The 16,910-nt window shown below is 59.3% G+C and carries 13 protein-coding genes and 2 pseudogenes; 12 read left to right on the forward strand and 3 right to left on the reverse strand.

What is annotated here, in order from left to right:
• Together JWQ61_RS20395 and JWQ61_RS20400 are read left to right on the forward strand one after the other, a co-directional pair.
• Positions 1 to 141: pseudogene (locus JWQ61_RS20395) on the forward strand (NmrA family transcriptional regulator); the annotation flags it as partial.
• Positions 142 to 154: 13 nt separating this feature from the next.
• Positions 155 to 1,180 (forward strand): aldo/keto reductase, encoded by a 1,026-nt coding sequence (locus JWQ61_RS20400; protein ID WP_304362121.1) that lies wholly within the window; start codon positions 155 to 157, stop codon positions 1,178 to 1,180.
• Between the two features lie 114 nt (positions 1,181 to 1,294).
• Here JWQ61_RS20400 and JWQ61_RS20405 read toward each other — a convergent pair whose 3' ends face one another.
• From JWQ61_RS20405 to JWQ61_RS20415, 3 genes are all read right to left on the reverse strand, one after another.
• Positions 1,295 to 2,173: an SDR family NAD(P)-dependent oxidoreductase gene (locus JWQ61_RS20405; protein ID WP_304362122.1), complete on the reverse strand. Its 879-nt coding sequence runs from the start codon at positions 2,171 to 2,173 to the stop codon at positions 1,295 to 1,297.
• 198 nt (positions 2,174 to 2,371) lie between these two features.
• On the reverse strand, positions 2,372 to 3,136 hold the full coding sequence (locus JWQ61_RS20410) for an alpha/beta hydrolase (RefSeq protein ID WP_304362123.1): 765 nt from the start codon (positions 3,134 to 3,136) through the stop codon (positions 2,372 to 2,374).
• A gap of 2 nt (positions 3,137 to 3,138) precedes the next feature.
• A complete protein-coding gene (locus JWQ61_RS20415) occupies positions 3,139 to 4,527 on the reverse strand; it encodes an NAD(P)/FAD-dependent oxidoreductase (protein ID WP_304362124.1) in 1,389 nt (462 codons plus the stop codon).
• An 86-nt stretch (positions 4,528 to 4,613) separates the two neighbouring features.
• On the opposite strand from JWQ61_RS20415, the gene JWQ61_RS20420 reads away from it, so the two are divergent.
• The 10 genes and pseudogenes from JWQ61_RS20420 to JWQ61_RS20465 all read left to right on the forward strand — a co-directional run.
• A complete protein-coding gene (locus JWQ61_RS20420) occupies positions 4,614 to 5,285 on the forward strand; it encodes a TetR/AcrR family transcriptional regulator (RefSeq protein ID WP_304362125.1) in 672 nt (223 codons plus the stop codon).
• Between the two features lie 256 nt (positions 5,286 to 5,541).
• Positions 5,542 to 7,863 (forward strand): TonB-dependent receptor, encoded by a 2,322-nt coding sequence (locus tag JWQ61_RS20425; protein ID WP_304362126.1) that lies wholly within the window; start codon positions 5,542 to 5,544, stop codon positions 7,861 to 7,863.
• 277 nt (positions 7,864 to 8,140) lie between these two features.
• Complete coding sequence (locus JWQ61_RS20430) at positions 8,141 to 8,788, forward strand: TetR/AcrR family transcriptional regulator (protein WP_304362127.1); 648 nt, start codon at positions 8,141 to 8,143, stop codon at positions 8,786 to 8,788.
• On the forward strand, positions 8,775 to 9,998 hold the full coding sequence (locus JWQ61_RS20435) for a glycoside hydrolase family 1 protein (protein ID WP_304362128.1): 1,224 nt from the start codon (positions 8,775 to 8,777) through the stop codon (positions 9,996 to 9,998). Before JWQ61_RS20430 ends, JWQ61_RS20435 begins: the two co-directional genes overlap by 14 nt.
• A 1-nt stretch (position 9,999) precedes the next feature.
• On the forward strand, positions 10,000 to 10,803 hold the full coding sequence (locus JWQ61_RS20440; RefSeq protein WP_304362129.1) for a GDSL-type esterase/lipase family protein: 804 nt from the start codon (positions 10,000 to 10,002) through the stop codon (positions 10,801 to 10,803).
• 74 nt (positions 10,804 to 10,877) lie between these two features.
• A complete protein-coding gene (locus JWQ61_RS20445) occupies positions 10,878 to 11,693 on the forward strand; it encodes a GDSL-type esterase/lipase family protein (protein ID WP_304362130.1) in 816 nt (271 codons plus the stop codon).
• A gap of 25 nt (positions 11,694 to 11,718) precedes the next feature.
• Positions 11,719 to 13,242, forward strand: coding sequence for an MFS transporter (locus tag JWQ61_RS20450; protein ID WP_304362131.1), 1,524 nt, complete (start codon positions 11,719 to 11,721; stop codon positions 13,240 to 13,242).
• A gap of 48 nt (positions 13,243 to 13,290) precedes the next feature.
• Positions 13,291 to 15,810, forward strand: a complete 2,520-nt coding sequence (locus JWQ61_RS20455) for a glycoside hydrolase family 2 protein (RefSeq protein ID WP_304362132.1) — start codon at positions 13,291 to 13,293, stop codon at positions 15,808 to 15,810.
• Positions 15,811 to 15,889: 79 nt separating this feature from the next.
• Positions 15,890 to 16,543: an energy transducer TonB gene (locus tag JWQ61_RS20460; protein ID WP_304362133.1), complete on the forward strand. Its 654-nt coding sequence runs from the start codon at positions 15,890 to 15,892 to the stop codon at positions 16,541 to 16,543.
• A 66-nt stretch (positions 16,544 to 16,609) separates the two neighbouring features.
• Positions 16,610 to 16,910 (forward strand): annotated as a pseudogene (locus JWQ61_RS20465) (MotA/TolQ/ExbB proton channel family protein); the annotation flags it as partial.

Raw genomic sequence — 16,910 nt, forward strand, 5'->3', positions numbered from 1 at the left:
ATGCCGCGCATCCAGATGCTTGATGGATTCAACGAAGGCTGGATCAAATTTGAAGGCAGCGATGCCGAGGTGATCAAGGGTGAAGTCGAACTCGAGAAGGTCTTGCGAGGACTTGTCGCAGCTGGGCAATCTCATCAATGAACGGGAGCCGGACATGGATTACAGTACGCTAGGCCGGTCAGGCCTGCGCGTCTCGCGCCTTTCGCTGGGCGCGATGACCTTTGGCGCGGGCAGCGGGATTTGGGGACAGATTGCCGGGCTCGATCGGGCGCAGGCGGCCAGCCTTGTGGCGACGGCGGTCGAGCAGGGAGTCAATCTGATCGACACCGCCGATGCCTATTCACAAGGAAAATCGGAAGAGATCGTCGGGCAGGTCATTGCCGATCTCGGTCTCGACGAGACGCGCATGCTGGTTGCGACCAAGGTCCGGCTGCGCACCGGCCTCGGGCAAAACGAGGTCGGTCTCGGCCGCTCGCACATCATGCGCTCGGTAGAGACCAGCCTGAAACGCCTAGGCCGCGATCATATCGATCTGTTCCAGCTGCATGACCGCGACGCACTTGTGCCGATGCAGGAAACGCTGCGCGCCCTGGACGATCTGGTGGCGCAAGGGAAAGTCAGGCACATCGGCGTGTGCAACTTCAGCGCGGGTGACCTGGAGCGCGCGCAAGGGATCACGGCACAGATGCATAGGGCCGCCATCACGAGCAACCAGGTTTATTACTCGCTGGCGGCGCGCGATATTGAATACGAAATCGCGCCGGTAGCGCGCGCGAACGATGTGGCCTTGATTGTCTGGAGCCCTTTGTCGGGCGGATATTTGAGCGGCAAATACACGCCGGGAGCTGATGGGGCAGAGAAGGGGCGGCGCGCCAATCTCAATTTCCCGCCGATCGATCCGGCCAGAGTCGATCCCATCGTGCTCGAATTGCGGCAAGTGGCTGCCGAACTCGGCGCGACACCGGCGCAAGTTGCATTGGCATGGACTCTGGGCCGGAGCGAAGTGACATCGATCACGATCGGCGCACGTTCTCCGGAGCAGATCGCCAATAACCTGGCGGCGGCGCAACTGCTTCTGTCGGCCGAGCAACGGGAGCGTCTGGACTGCGTGTCGGAGCCGGAAAAGGCATATCCATACTGGATGCAGCAGTTTCATGACAGGGATCGCGTATTGCCTTGATGAATGACGGGCAAGGCCGTAATGCCTGCGACAAGTAGATGCATTTGTGCAAAGACTGTGCCCTGTATCTTTACTTACGGAATATTCCTGACTCAACCACCGGATTTTATATTGTTACTGAGTTTCTCGATTGCGTTCGATTGCGCTTTTGTCGTGCCAGCCGGAAGCTGAAGCCAGTTTGATGGCGTCTTCAATATCGTTTTCCTGGAAACCGAAGCGTTCCATGACCGGCCGGAAGAATCCGGCCGCTTTTGCAAAAATGGTGCTCGATTTTGGTACAACGATCATATCCGCACGACGTTCGATGCCACGCACAATTTCGTCGACAACCAGATCCAGCGGAACCATTTTCCAGAAACCCCCTTTGTTTCCTCGCCATAGCCTGTTTCCTGCGGCGTCAGCGACAATATCGTCCGTCATCGGCGTGGGGAAGAATGTCGGATGAATGCTGCCGACGCCCACTCCCAGGTGACGAAGTTCCAGCCGGATGCTGTCGCACATAGCCCATACGCCGGCCTTGCTGGCGGTATAGGACGCCTGCAGAGGCGAATGAAAAAATGCTGCCATTGAGGAAGTGGCGGCCATGTATCCGCGCTCGGCCTGGACGTAGGGCAGCGCCGCGCGAAAAGTTCGCCATACGCCGTTCAGGTTGATGTCGATCACCCTTTCATAGGCCTCGGGCTCGATGGTCGCCATGGGCGCAATCGTATCGATGCCTGCATTTGCCAGGACCACATCGATACGTCCGAAATGCTTTGCCGCGCCCGCCATGGCTGTTTCCAGGCTTTCAAGGCTACGCACATTGACGCGCCATCCGCGTGCGCAGCCTTCCCCTCCCAATTGCATCGCCTGTTCGGTGACGCCGTTCAAATCCAGATCCATCAGCGCCAGATTTGCGCCGCGTTTGCGCAGCGCTGTGGCGACAGCGCGTCCGAGGCCTCCAAGTGATCCTGTGATTGCGACTGTGCGGCCAGTTAATTCATATCTTGCCATGCTATGTCTCCAGTTTTTTAGCGGCTACAACGGTTGCAACAGGCTCGGATCAGGGCGTTCAACAAACGCGGAAAACGCATCGCGCAATTCTATCCATTGGGGAATTGCGGACTGTATGCGGACCGAAGTGGGGATACCGCACCAGACCGTTGTCGTCTCCAGGCCGAAGGACAACGAGTCATTTAATCTAGAGCAGCATCAGTGCGACTGGAAACGCCGGTCAAGCCAGTCCAGCACCTCGTCTGCGCGCAGTTCCCAGCCCTGTTCGCCCAGCATCCAATGCGCGTGGCCGGCATGCTCCCGATACTCCAGCCGCTCGCCATACCATGCCGCCATGCGCCGGCTGGCGCCGGCTGGAATGATGTGGTCCCTGGCGCCGGATATCGCCAGCATGGGGCAGGCGATAGCGTCGCGGTTGACCCGGTTCGAGCCCGCCAAGTTCAAGCTGCCAAAACCGAGTTCGTAGGCGATGCGTCCCGATTCGGCAGTCAGCCGGCGATAGCAGGCATTTTGCTCGCTTTTGGCCATGGCGTTGAACAGCAGATGATTGGCTTCCCAGCGTGAAAGACGAAACGATTTGCGCCACAATCCCCAGCCCATGAAGTGGCGCGCCAGTCCTGGCAGCATGATGGGGCGCAGAGGAAAAACCGGTGCAGGCACTGCACTGTTGACCAGCACCGCGGCAGAAAGGCGCAGACGCGCGGCTACCTGCTGCACTAGTAAGCCGCCTAATGAATGGCCGACCAGCACGGGGTGATCATATTGCTGTGCCATGCGTTCCACCGCGGCCGCGTAGTCCGCCATGCCAAGTCGCTGCAGGGCGGAATCGGAACTACTGTCGTCGTGCGCCGGCAAAGTAAGCGCGATGCAGGTATAGCCGCGCTTTTCAAAACGGCTTTTCCAGTTATCCCACACCCAAGGCTGGCTCCACATGCCGTGCACCAGCAGAATGGCCGGGCGCATGCTCAGGCCGCGACTGCATGGTGTTTCGGAGTCGCCGTTGCGGGCCTCTTCTTGTAGCGTCCCTTGATGCCCATTGGCGGTTTGCCGATATCGACTCCCGCTTTGCGCAACTCGCTCTTGAGGTCGTTGCGGAAGCTGTGATAGTCGACTTCCACCGCATGCCGCTGACCGCTTTCGAAATCGAAATGCGGATGGTCGATTTCGTGCTGAATAGCCGCCTTCATGTCTGCCGGGCGCTGATACTTTCCTTGAATTTCAAGGCAGGCTAGCTGCGCCTGGTAGTCGGCCAGGGGCCAGATGCAGCCGATGGGTTGGAATAAGCCGATGAAATACAGGTTGCCGTATTCGGCATGCATCATCTTCCGGTACAGCGGCACCTTGTCGGCTGTCTTGAAATCGATGAAGGACTTGTCAAAGAACGGGAATGTGGTCCAGAAACCGGTGCAGGCGCAGATGATGTCAAATGATTCGCGTGTCCCGTCTGCAAACTCGACCATGGATCCGTCCAGGCGCCGTATGCCAGGGCGCGGTTTGATGCGGCCGTGGCGGATGAAGTCCAGCAGGTCGGAATTGACGGTCGGATGATGGCTCAGCGGCGGATGGATATTGGTCGGCAAGCCATACTGGCTGTATGGCCCTTGCAGCATGGTCAGCAATTTGCGCGTGGCGAATTGCCGTATGCCCTTGGGCATCCAGCTGGTGCGGGCGCCGAATACATCGGATGGCTGGCCGAACATGAACTTCGGCACGAACCATTGGGGACTGCGCATCGACATGCAGACCTTGCCGGCGATGCGCGCCGATTCCACCGCGACGTCACAGGCTGAATTGCCGCCGCCGATCACCAGCACGTTCTTGCCGCGCCACTCTTCCGTCACGCCTTTGAAGTCGTGGGAGTGCATCATCTTGCCGGAAAATTCGCCTTTGAATTCCGGATATTTCGGGTCCCAGTGATGGCCGTTGGAAACCATCAGCGCCTGGAATACCTCTTCGCACAGCTTGCCCTCGGCATTGAGGTACTCGACTTCCCATTTACCCGAGGCCAGCCGCCTGGCTTTCTGGATGGTGTGGTTAAAGCGGATCCGGTCGTATACGCCGAAGTGTTTGGCGTAGCTCTCGAAATACGCCTGCAATTGGCGATGATTGGGGTAGTCAGGGTAATCGTCGGGCATCGGAAAGTCTTCGTATTCCGATAGCGCCTTGGAGCTGATGATATGGGTGTTTTCGTAGACGCTGGAATGGCCGGTCTTGGAGTTGAAGACCCAGTTGCCGCCGACCTTGTCGTTTTTTTCGAACACGACAACGTCGAGTCCTGCCTCAACGCAATTCTTGCCAGCCGCAATTCCGCTCGGGCCGGCGCCAATCACGCATACCCGCTGATTTGATTCCATACTTGTCTCCTGCTCTAATTGAGGGTCGTCAGACCGTGCCATGTCGGTTAGAATCCGACAAATGTCGTTTTTTTAAAAGATAACTTATGTCGGATTTCGATGCAAGCGCTTTTTGTACAGCCGAGGAGATCCAGCTCGGCTCGCGTTCCCGTTCCCCGCTTCAGGAGCGTTCCCAGCAACGCGTCGCCGCCGCCTTGCAGGCAGCGGGACAACTGCTGGAGCGCATCGGTCCGGAAGAAACTTCGATACCGGAGATCGCCAAGGAATCCGGCGTGCCGCGCGCCAGCCTGTACCAGTTCTATCCCAGCAAATACGCACTGTTCGCACACTTGGCGCAGATTCATCTGCTGCGCGTGGAATACATCGTGAAAGCGGCCCTGCTGGATGTGACGGGGAAAAGTTGGGAAGAAATCGTGGTATTGCTGACAGACCGGGTGGCGGATTACTACGACGCCACGCCGGTAGCCAGCATCCTGGTGCTGGGCGGACCGTTCAGCCGCTCCTCTTACCTGGCGCAGGAAGTAACGATAGAGCGCGTGGCCAGCATCATCCGCAGGTTCTTTGCGCTGATAGATCCGCCGCTTATCGTTCCGGAACAGCCTGATGTCGCCACCCTGAGCGTCGAGATTTCCTTCGCCTGCATGAAACATGGTTACTTCCGCGAGAACCATATTTCCGAAATTACGCGCGAGCAGGCAAGCAGTGCGGCGATTGCCTACCTGAAGGTGTGGCAGCAGCGTGGCCTAGCAAAATTTTAAAGGTGGCCGCAGCGGCAATTTTTTTGACAAGACATGCTGCTGTTGTTTCGCTGCAAGGCGCGTTTGCTGTCCCAGGCTGACTCCGTAGAGCCGCTTGCCGCCGCCGCCAAAGGGGGCCGGCGTCTTATATGAGGCAAAAAAATACAGGCGAGTAACTTACAAAATAAAAAACAAGCAGGCTTGACTGTTTGTTTGTTTGTGCCTAGTATCCATCTCAAGCGACTCCATTGTCGCTACTAAAAAAACGGAGACAAAATTGAGACAAAAATACCCAGCGCTGGTGGGCGACGTCACGCTCACGTTCGCGCTCACCTTTGCACTTGCGCCCATGTCATGGGCGCAAACCACCCCTCCCGAAAGCACGGAGCCGCCAACTGCCAATACGCCGCAACAGAGCGACATCGCAGACAATCCCGCGCAAGTCGTCGTCACCGCGAACAAGCGTGAGCAGAAGCTGCAGGATGTGCCGATCTCGGTCTCGGTTGTCGATGCATTGCAACTCAAACGCCAAAACATCACCGAGGTAACCGATCTCGTGCGTAGTGCGCCAGGGCTCAATTCGGCCGGCCCGTTCGGCGCGCTCAGCATACGTGGCATAGGCAGCGTGTCATTTTCCCGCTCCGCCGAGGGTAGCGTCGGCGTCGTGGTCGACGGCGTGGCGCTTGCAGCAACCTCAGTCAATCCACCGCAACTGTTCGATGTCAGCCGTGTCGAAGTGCTTGAAGGCCCGCAGGGGACGCTGTTCGGCAGCACGTCGTCGGCCGGCATTCTGAATATCACCACCAATGCACCCGATCCGAAGAAATTCGAGGCGATCGGTCATGTGGATATCGGCGATCGCGGTAATCAGATCGAGCAGGCCGTGCTCAACATTCCTCTGGCCAGCAGCGCGGCATTGCGTCTTTCGGGCGCGTTTAGCGCGGCGCCGAAGCAACAGAATAATCTTTACGACAACAGCTGGGCGCAAAGCCGCGACGCCAGCGGTCGCGCCCGCCTGTTGCTGCAACCGAACTCTGACCTCTCCATTAATCTCATCGGCGACTATTCGGAAAACAACACTAACGGCGGTGCCCCATGGGCGGTCTACCACTCGACGCCTGGCAGCCCGCTTTCAAATGCACTGGCAGCCTGTGGCGTGAAGGTGACAGACGACAACAGTAACGGCTGCGTCAACGGCGGCAATCAGGCGACCATCCGCAGCTATGGCTTGTCGGGACAAGTCGACTACAAACTCAACGGTTATGGTCTGACTTCGATTACGGCTTACCGTTCGGTCGACAACAACGCGCCGGCCTACGATGTCGACAGCACGCCTGCCACGATTCTGAATCAAATACAGTCAAACAACACACATTTCGTGAGCCAGGAACTGAGGCTCAGCTCGCCGAAGAGCGCGCGCGGCACCTATGTGGTGGGCCTCTATTACTTCAATAGCAAGAGCGGCAATACGGTGACGCAAGTCGGACCGCTTCTGGCCCACCAGGGAATTCCGCTCACGCTAGGCCAGACCTTGGCGACCGAATCGAGCAAGACCAGCTACGCCGCTTTCGGCGACGGTACCTGGTATGTGACACCTGAGCTGGGCTTGAATCTGGGAGCGCGTTACGGCAGCGATGATGTTCATGCAAGAACAGTCGGCAGCCTGGCGCCAGGAGCAGTTTTCCCTGTCCAGAGTATCGCCACCGTCGATGGCACGGCAAGCGCGCACTATTTTTCGTATCGGACCGGGGCGCAATACGACATCTCGAATAAACAGATGGCGTATGTCAGCTACACCCGTGGCTACAAGGGCCCAGCCGTCAACGATTCGGGTGGCGGCGGCAGCGCCCCGCTTCTGGTGCAGCCGGAAATACCGCATGCTACAGAGCTTGGCCTGAAGAGCACGCTGTTCGGTGGACGTCTTGCAGCTAACGTCGCACTCTACTATACGAAAGTGGATAATTTTCAGGCGCAGTTCTACGATCCTTCTCTGTCGGCATATGTATTCGGCAACGCGCCATCGCTCACATCGAAGGGCATCGAATTCAACCTGATGGGCAAGCCGACGCCAAGCGTGACGTTGAACCTAGGCGCCGCTTACAACGCTGCGAAATACGGCGCGGGCTACATTGTCAGCTGCGCTCAGCAGCAGACTGCAGCGCAAGGTTGCATGCCATTGACCAATGCCGCAGGGAACGTGATTGGCACCGGTACTGATGCCGGTGGCAACATGCTGGTTGGCGCGCCGGAGTGGAAAGTCACGTTCAGCGGCGAGTACAGCAGGCCTGTGTTCGGAAACTACCAGGGCTTTATACAGGGCGACGTGGTTTACACCTCGCGCATCAACTTCGATGCAGCAACCGATCCGATCAATAGCAACGCACCGGCGACCATTGTAGGCGGCCGGATAGGAATGCGGACCAATGACGGGAAATGGGGCGTGTCGCTGTTCGTGCGTAATCTGTTCGATACCTATCGGGCTGCGGTGCGCTTTGCCACGCCGACCGCGCCGCAGCAAAACGACCCGGCGTCGTACTCACAGATATCGGGCCCGGAGTCGCGCCGCCTGGTCGGTATTTCGCTTGACGTCCGAATGTAAGAAAAGCAAGCTGAATGAGGATATGGCGCACCGCAAGACGTCTGCGCTGCGCCGTCCCCCTATCTGCTTGCAAGCGACAGATCTAGAATCTGTCTAACGATTGAATTTCCGGTAGCTGCAATACCCCTGCAATAGCGCGGCCGTCTGTCCCCTGGCGGTACGGCGTAATTGACAAGGGTCCGCATGCCGGTTGCAGAACCTGACGCCCGGTTCCGCTCACGACGACCTGGCACAGTGGCGATTGCCCTTTACTCTGAAACGAATTTCCATGGAAATAATGAACACACCGTTACCCCACGTGCGCCGACCCCAGGCCGAACGCAGCGCCAATACCCGCGCCAAGCTGATCGAGGCAGCAATCAACTGCCTACATCGCCAGGGCTACAGCTTGACCGGGACGTCGCAAGTGGCAGAAGAAGCCGGCGTCAGCCGCGGGGCCATGCTGCACCAGTTTCCGACCAAGACTGACCTGATGCTGGCCGTGGTGCGCGCCGTGTTCGAACGTGATTCCGAGTACTACCGGCAAACGATCCTGACTATGACGCCGCAGGACTGGATGCGCGGCGTCGCCGAGACGGTATGGGAAGTGGTCAGCCGTCCGTCGGGCATTGCGGTGATGGAGATCATGCTCGCTTCACGTTCCGATGCCGAGCTAGCCGACAAGCTGCGGGCCATCCAGTTGCAGATCGACGATGAAGCTCACGCCTGGGTGAGCGAGCGGCGCGTGGCTGCCGGACTGGACAATCGCCCCGACAGCGAAGCGATCCATCGCCTGTTCGTGGCGGCGGCGCGAGGCTTGGCGCTGGAGCAGCTGTTCATGAACAACCGCGGCGAAATCAAGAAATCGATCAATGTCCTGAGCGAGGTTCTGTATCACTTCTATCCACAACTGGCCAAGCCGGGAGCAGCAGATGCACAAGACTGACCAGCCAGCGTTTCCTGCCGGATTCCTGTGGGGTACGGCAATCTCCGCGCACCAGAGCGAAGGCAATAATGTCAATTCAGATGCCTGGCTGTGCGAGAACGTCACGCCGAGCGTGTATGTGGCGCCGTCGCTGGATGCCTGCGACAGCTATCACCGTTTCGAAGAAGATATCGCAATCGCGGCAGATCTTGGCCTTAACTGCTATCGGGTCGGCATTGAATGGGCCAGGATAGAGCCTGAGCCGGGATGCTTCTCCAGTGCCGAGCTTGATCGTTATCGCCAGCTGCTGGAGGCTTGCCATGCACGTGGCCTGGCGCCAATGGTCACCTACAACCACTTCACGGTGCCGCGCTGGTTCGCTGCGCGCGGCGGTTTTGAAGTAGCTGACGGAGCTGACCTGTTTGCCAATTTTGCAGAGCGTGCCACGGCCCGGCTGGGCGATCTCATTTCCTATGCCACGACATTTAATGAAGCGAATATCCAACGCCTGATCAGCATGGTGTTCCAGACCGACAAACGGCAAGCGGCGATGCTTGCCGCCTGCGCCAAAGCCAGTGGCTCGGAACGATTCTCGTCGCTGCTGTTTGCCGATGCCGCCAAGACCGAGCCGGTGCTGGTTGACGCTCATCGCAAGGCGACCGCTGCGATCAAAGCCAGCGCCGGCGATTTCCCTGTGGGACTGACCCTGACCATGCAGGATGTGCAGGGCGTGGGCGAGAACAACCTGTCTGAACACGTGATCCAGGCACTCTACGGCCCTTGGCTGGACGAGGCTGCAAACAGCGATTTCATCGGTGTGCAGACCTACACGCGCGTGCTGATCGGCCCGGCAGGACGCCTCGATCCGCCAGCCGATGCGGAAATGACTGCGGCCGGTTATGAATTCTATCCGCAAGCCCTGGGCGGCACGATCCGATTCGCTGCGCAACGCACCGGCCGCCCCGTTTTCGTCACCGAAAACGGCATCGCCACCAATGACGACGCGCGCCGCATCGCGTACATCGACGCCGCCGTGTCTGAAGTGCAGGACTGCCTCGCCGAGGGCATAGATGTGCGCAGTTATATCCACTGGTCGTTGCTCGACAACTTCGAATGGACTTCCGGTTATGGACAGCATTTCGGCCTGGTCGAAGTGGATTTCAATACATTCAAACGCACCCCGAAGCCCAGCGCACTGCACTTGGGCGCCATTGCAATGAAAGGCAAATAAAATGACAGACTCTCATGAAGCATTTGGCATGGTCGATCACCTGAACTCCACCGGCGCCGGCCCCACTGAGGCGGAGATTGAGTTCGTGATGGCCTATCTCAAGCCGGGGCCGATGGATCCAGCCATCCTGGCGCGCCTGACGAATGCCGAACTGATGGCGGCACGCGAGGTCATGGTTGCCGAACGCAGGGCCCGCGACTGGGCGCAACTTGGACAGTACCGCGACGCCAACGCCACACTGGCGGGACGTCCGGTCAAGGCGGTCTTCATCGGCGATTCGATCACTGAATTCTGGGCCGCCGCCGATCCCGAGTTCTTTTCCAACGGCGTCGCTGGACGCGGCATCAGCGGCCAGACCAGCCCGCAAATCCTGCTGCGCTTCATGGCCGATGTCATCGCTCTCGAGCCGCAAGTGGTGCATATACTCTGCGGCAGCAACGATCTGGCGGGCAATACCGGTCCGTCGACGCCGCAGGATTACAAGAACAACATACTGGCCATGCTCACCCTGGCGCAGGCCCATGGCATCAAGGTCGTTATCGGCAGCATCACCCCGGCGGGTAATTTTCCCTGGCTGGCCAAAGCCGACTTTGATCCGCGCCCGCGCCTGGCCGAACTGAACGCCTGGCTCAAGAACCTGACGGTGGAACGTGGTCTGGTCTGGGCTGACTACCATGCAATCTTGCGCGCCGATGACGACTCCATGCGCGCTGAGTATGCACGCGACGGCGTGCATCCAGGCGCCGAGGCCTACGCACTCATGAAATGCGTGGCGCAAACGTCGCTGGCGGCGGCTCTCGGCTGACTTCAGCACCTGCAAACGCATCCCGCAATCTGGCACGCTTCACCTGGGCAGCATCGCACGAAAGGTACGCAGAAATGGCAAGTTCTAATGAACCGGCAGGCATGGTCGATTACCTGAACTCTGACGGCGCAGGTCCCAGCGCAGAGGAGATCGAGTTTGCCATGGCTTTCCTCAAACCGGGAGAGATGGATCCGGCGCTGCTGGCGCGGGCGGCGGATCCAGTTCGCCTTGCGGCGCAAAAGATCAAGGTGGGCGAACGCCACGCGCGCGACTGGGGACAGCTGTGCCAGTACCGCGACGCCAACGCCGCTCTTGCCGGGCAACCGGTCAAGGCAGTATTTATTGGCGATTCGATCACCGAGCTGTGGGCCGCCGCCGATCCTGATTTCTTTAGCGGCGACGTTGTCGGACGCGGCATCAGTGGCCAGACCAGCCCGCAGATTCTGACGCGTTTCATGGCTGATGTCGTAGCTCTCAAGCCGCAAGTCGTGCACATACTCTGCGGTATCAACGATATCGCCGGCAACACCGGCCCGTCAACGCCGCAGGACTACAAGAACAATATGCTGGCCATGATTGCGCTGGCACAGGCGCACCGCGTGACGGTCGTCATCGGCAGCATCATGCCGGCCCACAGTTTTACCTGGGTTGGCGAACACGGCCTCGATCCGCGCCCGCGGGTGGCCGAACTAAATATCTGGCTCAGGGACATGACGGATCAACGCGGCCTGATCTGGGCGGATTACCACGCGATCCTGAAAGCCGACGACGACAGCATGCGTCCTGAGTACACGCGGGACGGAGTGCATCCCGTCCTCGGTGGCTACGCAGCCATAAACCACCTGGCCAGGTTTGCCCTGGCGGCGGCGCTCCAGCGTGCCGCCGGCTAACGCCGGCTTAACCGGGATCATTTTCATGACAGCCTCCAATACACAAGCAGATTTTCCCCCGACGATGACTAACGACTCCAGCACCCCCATCTCGGACCGCGCGTCACGCACCTCGGAGCGGGCGATCCGGCTGCCGCTGCGGACCAAGCTGGCCTATGCGAGCGGCGCAGCGGTCGAGAGCATCATCAGCAACAGCTTGAATATTTTCCTGTTGTTCTATGTCACCGCCGTTTGTGGTTTGTCGGGCGGACTGGCCGGTGCTGCCCTGGCAATCGGGCTGGTGGTAGACGCCGTTGCCGAACCGCTGATCGGTTCGATCTCGGATGGCCTGCAATCGCGATTGGGGCGGCGACTGCCTTTGATGATCATCGGCTTACCTGTCGTGGTCATCAGCTTCGTATTGACATTTTCACTGCCGGCGGATCTCAGCCAGACCCAGCTTTTCCTGCTGCTGGTAGCTCTGTCCACCGCCTTGCGGATATCGCTGTCGGTCTTCAACCTGCCTTACATCGCTCTCGGTGCGGAACTCAGCGACGACTATGTCGAGCGTTCGAAGATTGCGGTCTGGCGCTGGGGCACCGGAGTTCTGGGCGCACTCGTCGCTCTGGCCGTAGGTTTTACGGTGTTCTTCAAGGGCGCTGACGGCCTGGCTCAGCGCGCGGCTTACCAGCCGTATGCCATGACCCTGACCGTGGCGATAATCGTCCTGGCTTTGATCTCGATGAGAGCCGTCTTCGCCACCCGGAACCGCCAGCATGCCGCGCCAGCAAACAAGCCCGGCTGGATCCGTAGCCTTGTCGCCGAGGTGATCGAGGTGCTGAGCAATCGTTCGTTCCGCCTGCTGTTCATTTCGGCACTGCTGTTCTTCACGGCCCAAGGCGTGACAAGCACCCTCGGTCTTCACGCCAATACCTATTTTTGGAGGCTGAGCAGCGCGCAGGTGCAGATGGTCACGCTGGCGTTCGTACTCGGTCTGCTGCTCGGAGCGCCGATAGCCGGATCGATTGTCGCCCTGATGGAAAAACGCACGGCGTTGTTCGCCAGCCTGTGTGGCCTGATCCTGGCCCAAGGCAGCCCTGTGACTTTACGGTTGCTGGGCTGGCTGCCGCTGGAAGGGCAGGCGCTAGCCATGACTCTTGCAATCACCACGGCCATCGGCGGTGGCCTGATGACGATCGCTGCGGTCGCGTTCATGTCGATGATGGCCGACGCCGCAGATGAGCACGAGCTGCTGTTCGGCGCCCGCCGCGAAGGACTCTATTTTGCCGGCTGGTCATTTGCAGGCAAAGCGGCGACCGGCGGCGGCGCGCTGATTTCTGGCCTGGTGCTGCAGACGATTGCGTTTCCCGCCAACCTGGCCAGCAAGGGCGTGGTTGCCGCAGCGCTGCCCGCCAGCACGACCAACTGGCTGGGATTCTTCTATGGCCCCGGTGCGGCTGTGCTGTCCCTGGCTGGGGTGCTGGTTGTGCTGTGGTACCCGATCAATCGCCGGATGCATGCTGCAATCATGGCGGAGCTGGCGCGGCGGCGTACCGAGCCTGCTGAATAACATCGGCTGAATGCCGGCACATTACATACTTTTTTGAAAAACTCCGATATGAAACTCGCAGACTGGCAGATCAAGGATTTCACACCTGGCGGGGGCGACATAGAAGCCCTGAGATCGGATCCTGGCACGGACTGGATTGCCTGTCCAGCCCCCGGCGATACCTACCTGGCCCTGCACGCCGCCGGCCGCATCCCGCATCCCTTCGCCGCAGAGAACGAAACCGCCTGCGCTTGGGTCAAGGACCGCGAGTGGTGGTGGCGTAGCAGCTTCACCGCCGAGCCGGCTGCCATGGGCGAACGCCCGATCCTGGCTTTCGACGGCCTGGATACCTATGCAACGGTGTGGCTGAACGGCGAACTGCTGGGCGAGAGCGATAATATGTTCCTTGCCGCCCGTTTCGACGTCAGCGCACAGCTGAGCACAACCTGCGCCAACGATCTTCTGATCCGTTTTACACCGCCGTCGGTCAAAGTCGCCGACAAGATGATGGAAACCTGGGACATCATTGCCGATCCGATCAAGACCTCGAAGCGCAATTTTATCCGCAAAGCCCAATTCGGCTGGGGCTGGGACTGGGGTCCGGCTTTGCCCACAGTCGGCCTGTGGCGGCCAGTGCGGCTGGAGCGCCAGAAGATTGCGTCGGTTGCGCATGTCTGCTTTACTACCGTCTCGATCGGCCAGCACGCCGTTGTCGAAATCGAGGCCAGTCTGGACACCTTTGCGGCGGCCCAGCCGCTGCGGCTGGCGCTGGATCTGGTGGCGCCCGATGGCAAATCCGTCGCCGCTCAAACGCTGGCTGTTGACACAGCATCGCTAAAAACCACGCTGACAATCGCCGATCCGCAGCTGTGGTGGACGCCCGAGTTAGGCGGCCAGCCGCTTTACCGACTCGAAGCTACGTTGCTGCATGGCGACGACATCGTCGACCGGCACCGGCAGCGCGTCGGCTTGCGCACCATTACATTGGATACCTCTGCTGACGCCGCCGAGCCGGGCACGAACTTCTTCCGCTTCGTGCTGAACGATATCCCGGTCTTTGCCCGTGGCGCCAACTGGATCCCAGCCAGCTCGTTCGTCGGCGCGCTCAGCCGCGCCGATTACGAGCCGCTGCTGCGTGCCGCGGCCGAGGCCAATATGAACATGCTGCGGGTCTGGGGTGGCGGTGTCTACGAGCAGGATGCTTTTTACGATCTTTGCGACGAACTGGGTCTGCTGGTGTGGCAAGACTTCATGTTCGCCTGCGCACCCTATCCGGAACATGAGGCCGCCTTCGTCGACAGCGTACGCAAGGAAGTCGTCTACCAGGTCGAACGGCTGCGCAATCACCCGGCGCTGGCTGTCTGGTGCGGCAACAATGAAGGGCAGGCGGTGCACCAGTTCATGGATCGCATGCATGGCCGGAGCACGGCTTACCTCGGCGATCTGTATTGCGGCGACATCATTCCGCAAACGCTGGCGCGGCTGGATCCGGCAACGCCATACTGGCCGGGCAGCCCGTACGGAGGCCCGTCGCATAATTCGATGCGGGCCGGCGATGTGCACAACTGGACTGTCTGGCATGGCTTGCCGCCGGTGCCCGACGACGTTCCGGTTGGCGGTTTCGACCATAGCCCGGAAGCGGTTGCCTATACCCGCTATGCCGAGGATATGGCGCGCTTCGTGAGCGAATTCGGGATCCAGGCCTCGCCATCGCTGGCGACGCTAAAGCGTTGGCTGACGCCGGACCAGATGCAGCTCGGCAGCACCGGTTTCCTGAACCGTATCAAGGATCATCCGCAAAACAAGGTGGACGCCATGCTGATTCCGGTGACAGGCTTGCCGCAGACGCTGGAGCAGTACGTTGACTTCACGCAGCTAGTGCAGGCTGAGGGCCTCAAATTCGGCATCGAACACTATCGCCGCCGCAAGCCGCATTGCTCCGGGACGCTGCTATGGCAGTTCAACGACTGCTGGCCAGGAATCAGCTGGAGCCTGGTCGACCATAGCCTGGTCAGGAAGCCCAGCTGGTACGCCGTGGCGCGTGCTTATGCACCGGTGATGGCGTCCTTCAAGGCGCTGCCGGACGGCACGGTGGAAATGTGGGTTGTCAACGATACGTCCGGGCGGGTATCGATCGAAGCGAGCGTTGCCATGACCGCGCTGGATGGACAGTCGGTCTGGAGAGAAACAATCCAGGCGCAAGCACCTGCCAATTCCAGCTCGATGCTTTGGCGCGCCTCTGCCGGCCGGATCGGCGATGCAAAAAACAATGTGCTGACGGTCCGCTCTTCGTCTTTTCCAGCAAACCGGCATTTTTTCAGCCCGTTCAAGGATCTGCCGCTGACTTCGTCAGCGCCTGCCTTCGATTGTCAAACCGACCAAAACGGCGGTCTGCTGGCTACAGTGACAGGCACCAGTTATCACGTTCTGGTGCATCTGGATTGCATCAGGGAAGGGATCACTTTCAGTGATAACGATTTCGACCTGATGGCCGGCGAGAGCCGGACCCTGAAGGTGCAGCTGGCGGAAGGCAAACTGCTGCCGAGCGACATTACGATACGGTCACTGTTGGCTTCGCCGCGACCGTAGAACAATACTAGAAACAGATTCTGCAGGCTGGGCTGCACGTTTTTCTCAGCTCAGCGATGCAGGACTGGAGGAGAGAGACATGGATTTTACGCAGGATGGGAGAAACCCTTCCAAGAATATAGTTGGCATCAGCGTGGTTGTTCTTCTGCATGTAGCCCTGGTTTATGCGTTGATTACAGGGCTAGCCCGTAAAGTTGTCGAAGTCATTCAGCAACCGGTCGAAACCAAGATCATCGAGGAGATCAAGCCGCCGCCACCACCACCACCACCGGACAAGCCGGTACCGCCACCGCCAAAATCGGTTGCGCCACCACCGCCTTTCGTACCTCCACCAGAGGTAAAAGTAACGCCGCCGCCACAAGATAACGTGATTGCTGCTGTAACCAACGTCAAACCACCGACCAACGACTTGCCTACTTCCGTAGCGCAGCCGTCGGCTACCGGTGAAGCAGGGCCTTCGCATACCAGTGCAAAAATTGCTGGAAATTGCGACAAGCCGGAATACCCACGGACTTCGTTGCGCAATGAGGAAGAAGGTACCGTTACTGTCAGGCTGACAATTGGAGCCGATGGCAATGTGGTCGACTCCACTGTTGAAAAAGGCAGTGGTTTCAAGGATCTGGACAAAGCCACTGTAAAAGCGTGGAGCTTGTGCCATTTCACCCCTGCCATGGCTGATGGCAAAGCCGTGCAGTCTACGACAAAAATGCAATACGTCTGGAAGCTGGAATGACCCGGACAGAAGCCCTTACATCATTCGTCATCGCAACGATCTAATTTATAAAATCTGGAGATTAGTATGTCTATTACTCGTAACCGCTTATCCGCCCTTGTCACCGCCCTGATGATCTCCGCCGCGACGATCTCAGCGCCGCTGGCAGCAATCGCCCAAACACCCGCCGCAGCATCGGCTCCAGCAGCTGCAGATGCGCCGAAAGCGGCCGACACTGCGGCAGCAGCATCGCTGGCAGACACCCCAACCCCACCGCCACAGCCTGCAGCCAAGGAAACCGTCGACAATCCATACGGCCTGGACGCCCTGTGGAAAGGCGGCGACTTCGTTGCCCGCGGCACCCTGATCATCCTGGTGCTGATGTCGA

The sequence above is a fragment of the Collimonas fungivorans genome (genome assembly GCF_028292705.1).
Lineage (GTDB): Bacteria > Pseudomonadota > Gammaproteobacteria > Burkholderiales > Burkholderiaceae_D > Collimonas > Collimonas fungivorans_B.

Bases quoted from the DNA above. Each gene is read 5' to 3' on its own strand.
- JWQ61_RS20400 (WP_304362121.1), top strand. From the start codon at position 155: ATGGATTACAGTACGCTAGGCCGGTCAGGCCTGCGCGTCTCGCGCCTT.
- JWQ61_RS20405 (WP_304362122.1), bottom strand. From the start codon at position 2,173: ATGGCAAGATATGAATTAACTGGCCGCACAGTCGCAATCACAGGATCA.
- JWQ61_RS20410 (WP_304362123.1), bottom strand. From the start codon at position 3,136: ATGCGCCCGGCCATTCTGCTGGTGCACGGCATGTGGAGCCAGCCTTGG.
- JWQ61_RS20415 (WP_304362124.1), bottom strand. From the start codon at position 4,527: ATGGAATCAAATCAGCGGGTATGCGTGATTGGCGCCGGCCCGAGCGGA.
- JWQ61_RS20420 (WP_304362125.1), top strand. From the start codon at position 4,614: ATGTCGGATTTCGATGCAAGCGCTTTTTGTACAGCCGAGGAGATCCAG.
- JWQ61_RS20430 (WP_304362127.1), top strand. From the start codon at position 8,141: ATGAACACACCGTTACCCCACGTGCGCCGACCCCAGGCCGAACGCAGC.
- JWQ61_RS20435 (WP_304362128.1), top strand. From the start codon at position 8,775: ATGCACAAGACTGACCAGCCAGCGTTTCCTGCCGGATTCCTGTGGGGT.
- JWQ61_RS20440 (WP_304362129.1), top strand. From the start codon at position 10,000: ATGACAGACTCTCATGAAGCATTTGGCATGGTCGATCACCTGAACTCC.
- JWQ61_RS20445 (WP_304362130.1), top strand. From the start codon at position 10,878: ATGGCAAGTTCTAATGAACCGGCAGGCATGGTCGATTACCTGAACTCT.
- JWQ61_RS20450 (WP_304362131.1), top strand. From the start codon at position 11,719: ATGACAGCCTCCAATACACAAGCAGATTTTCCCCCGACGATGACTAAC.
- JWQ61_RS20455 (WP_304362132.1), top strand. From the start codon at position 13,291: ATGAAACTCGCAGACTGGCAGATCAAGGATTTCACACCTGGCGGGGGC.
- JWQ61_RS20460 (WP_304362133.1), top strand. From the start codon at position 15,890: ATGGATTTTACGCAGGATGGGAGAAACCCTTCCAAGAATATAGTTGGC.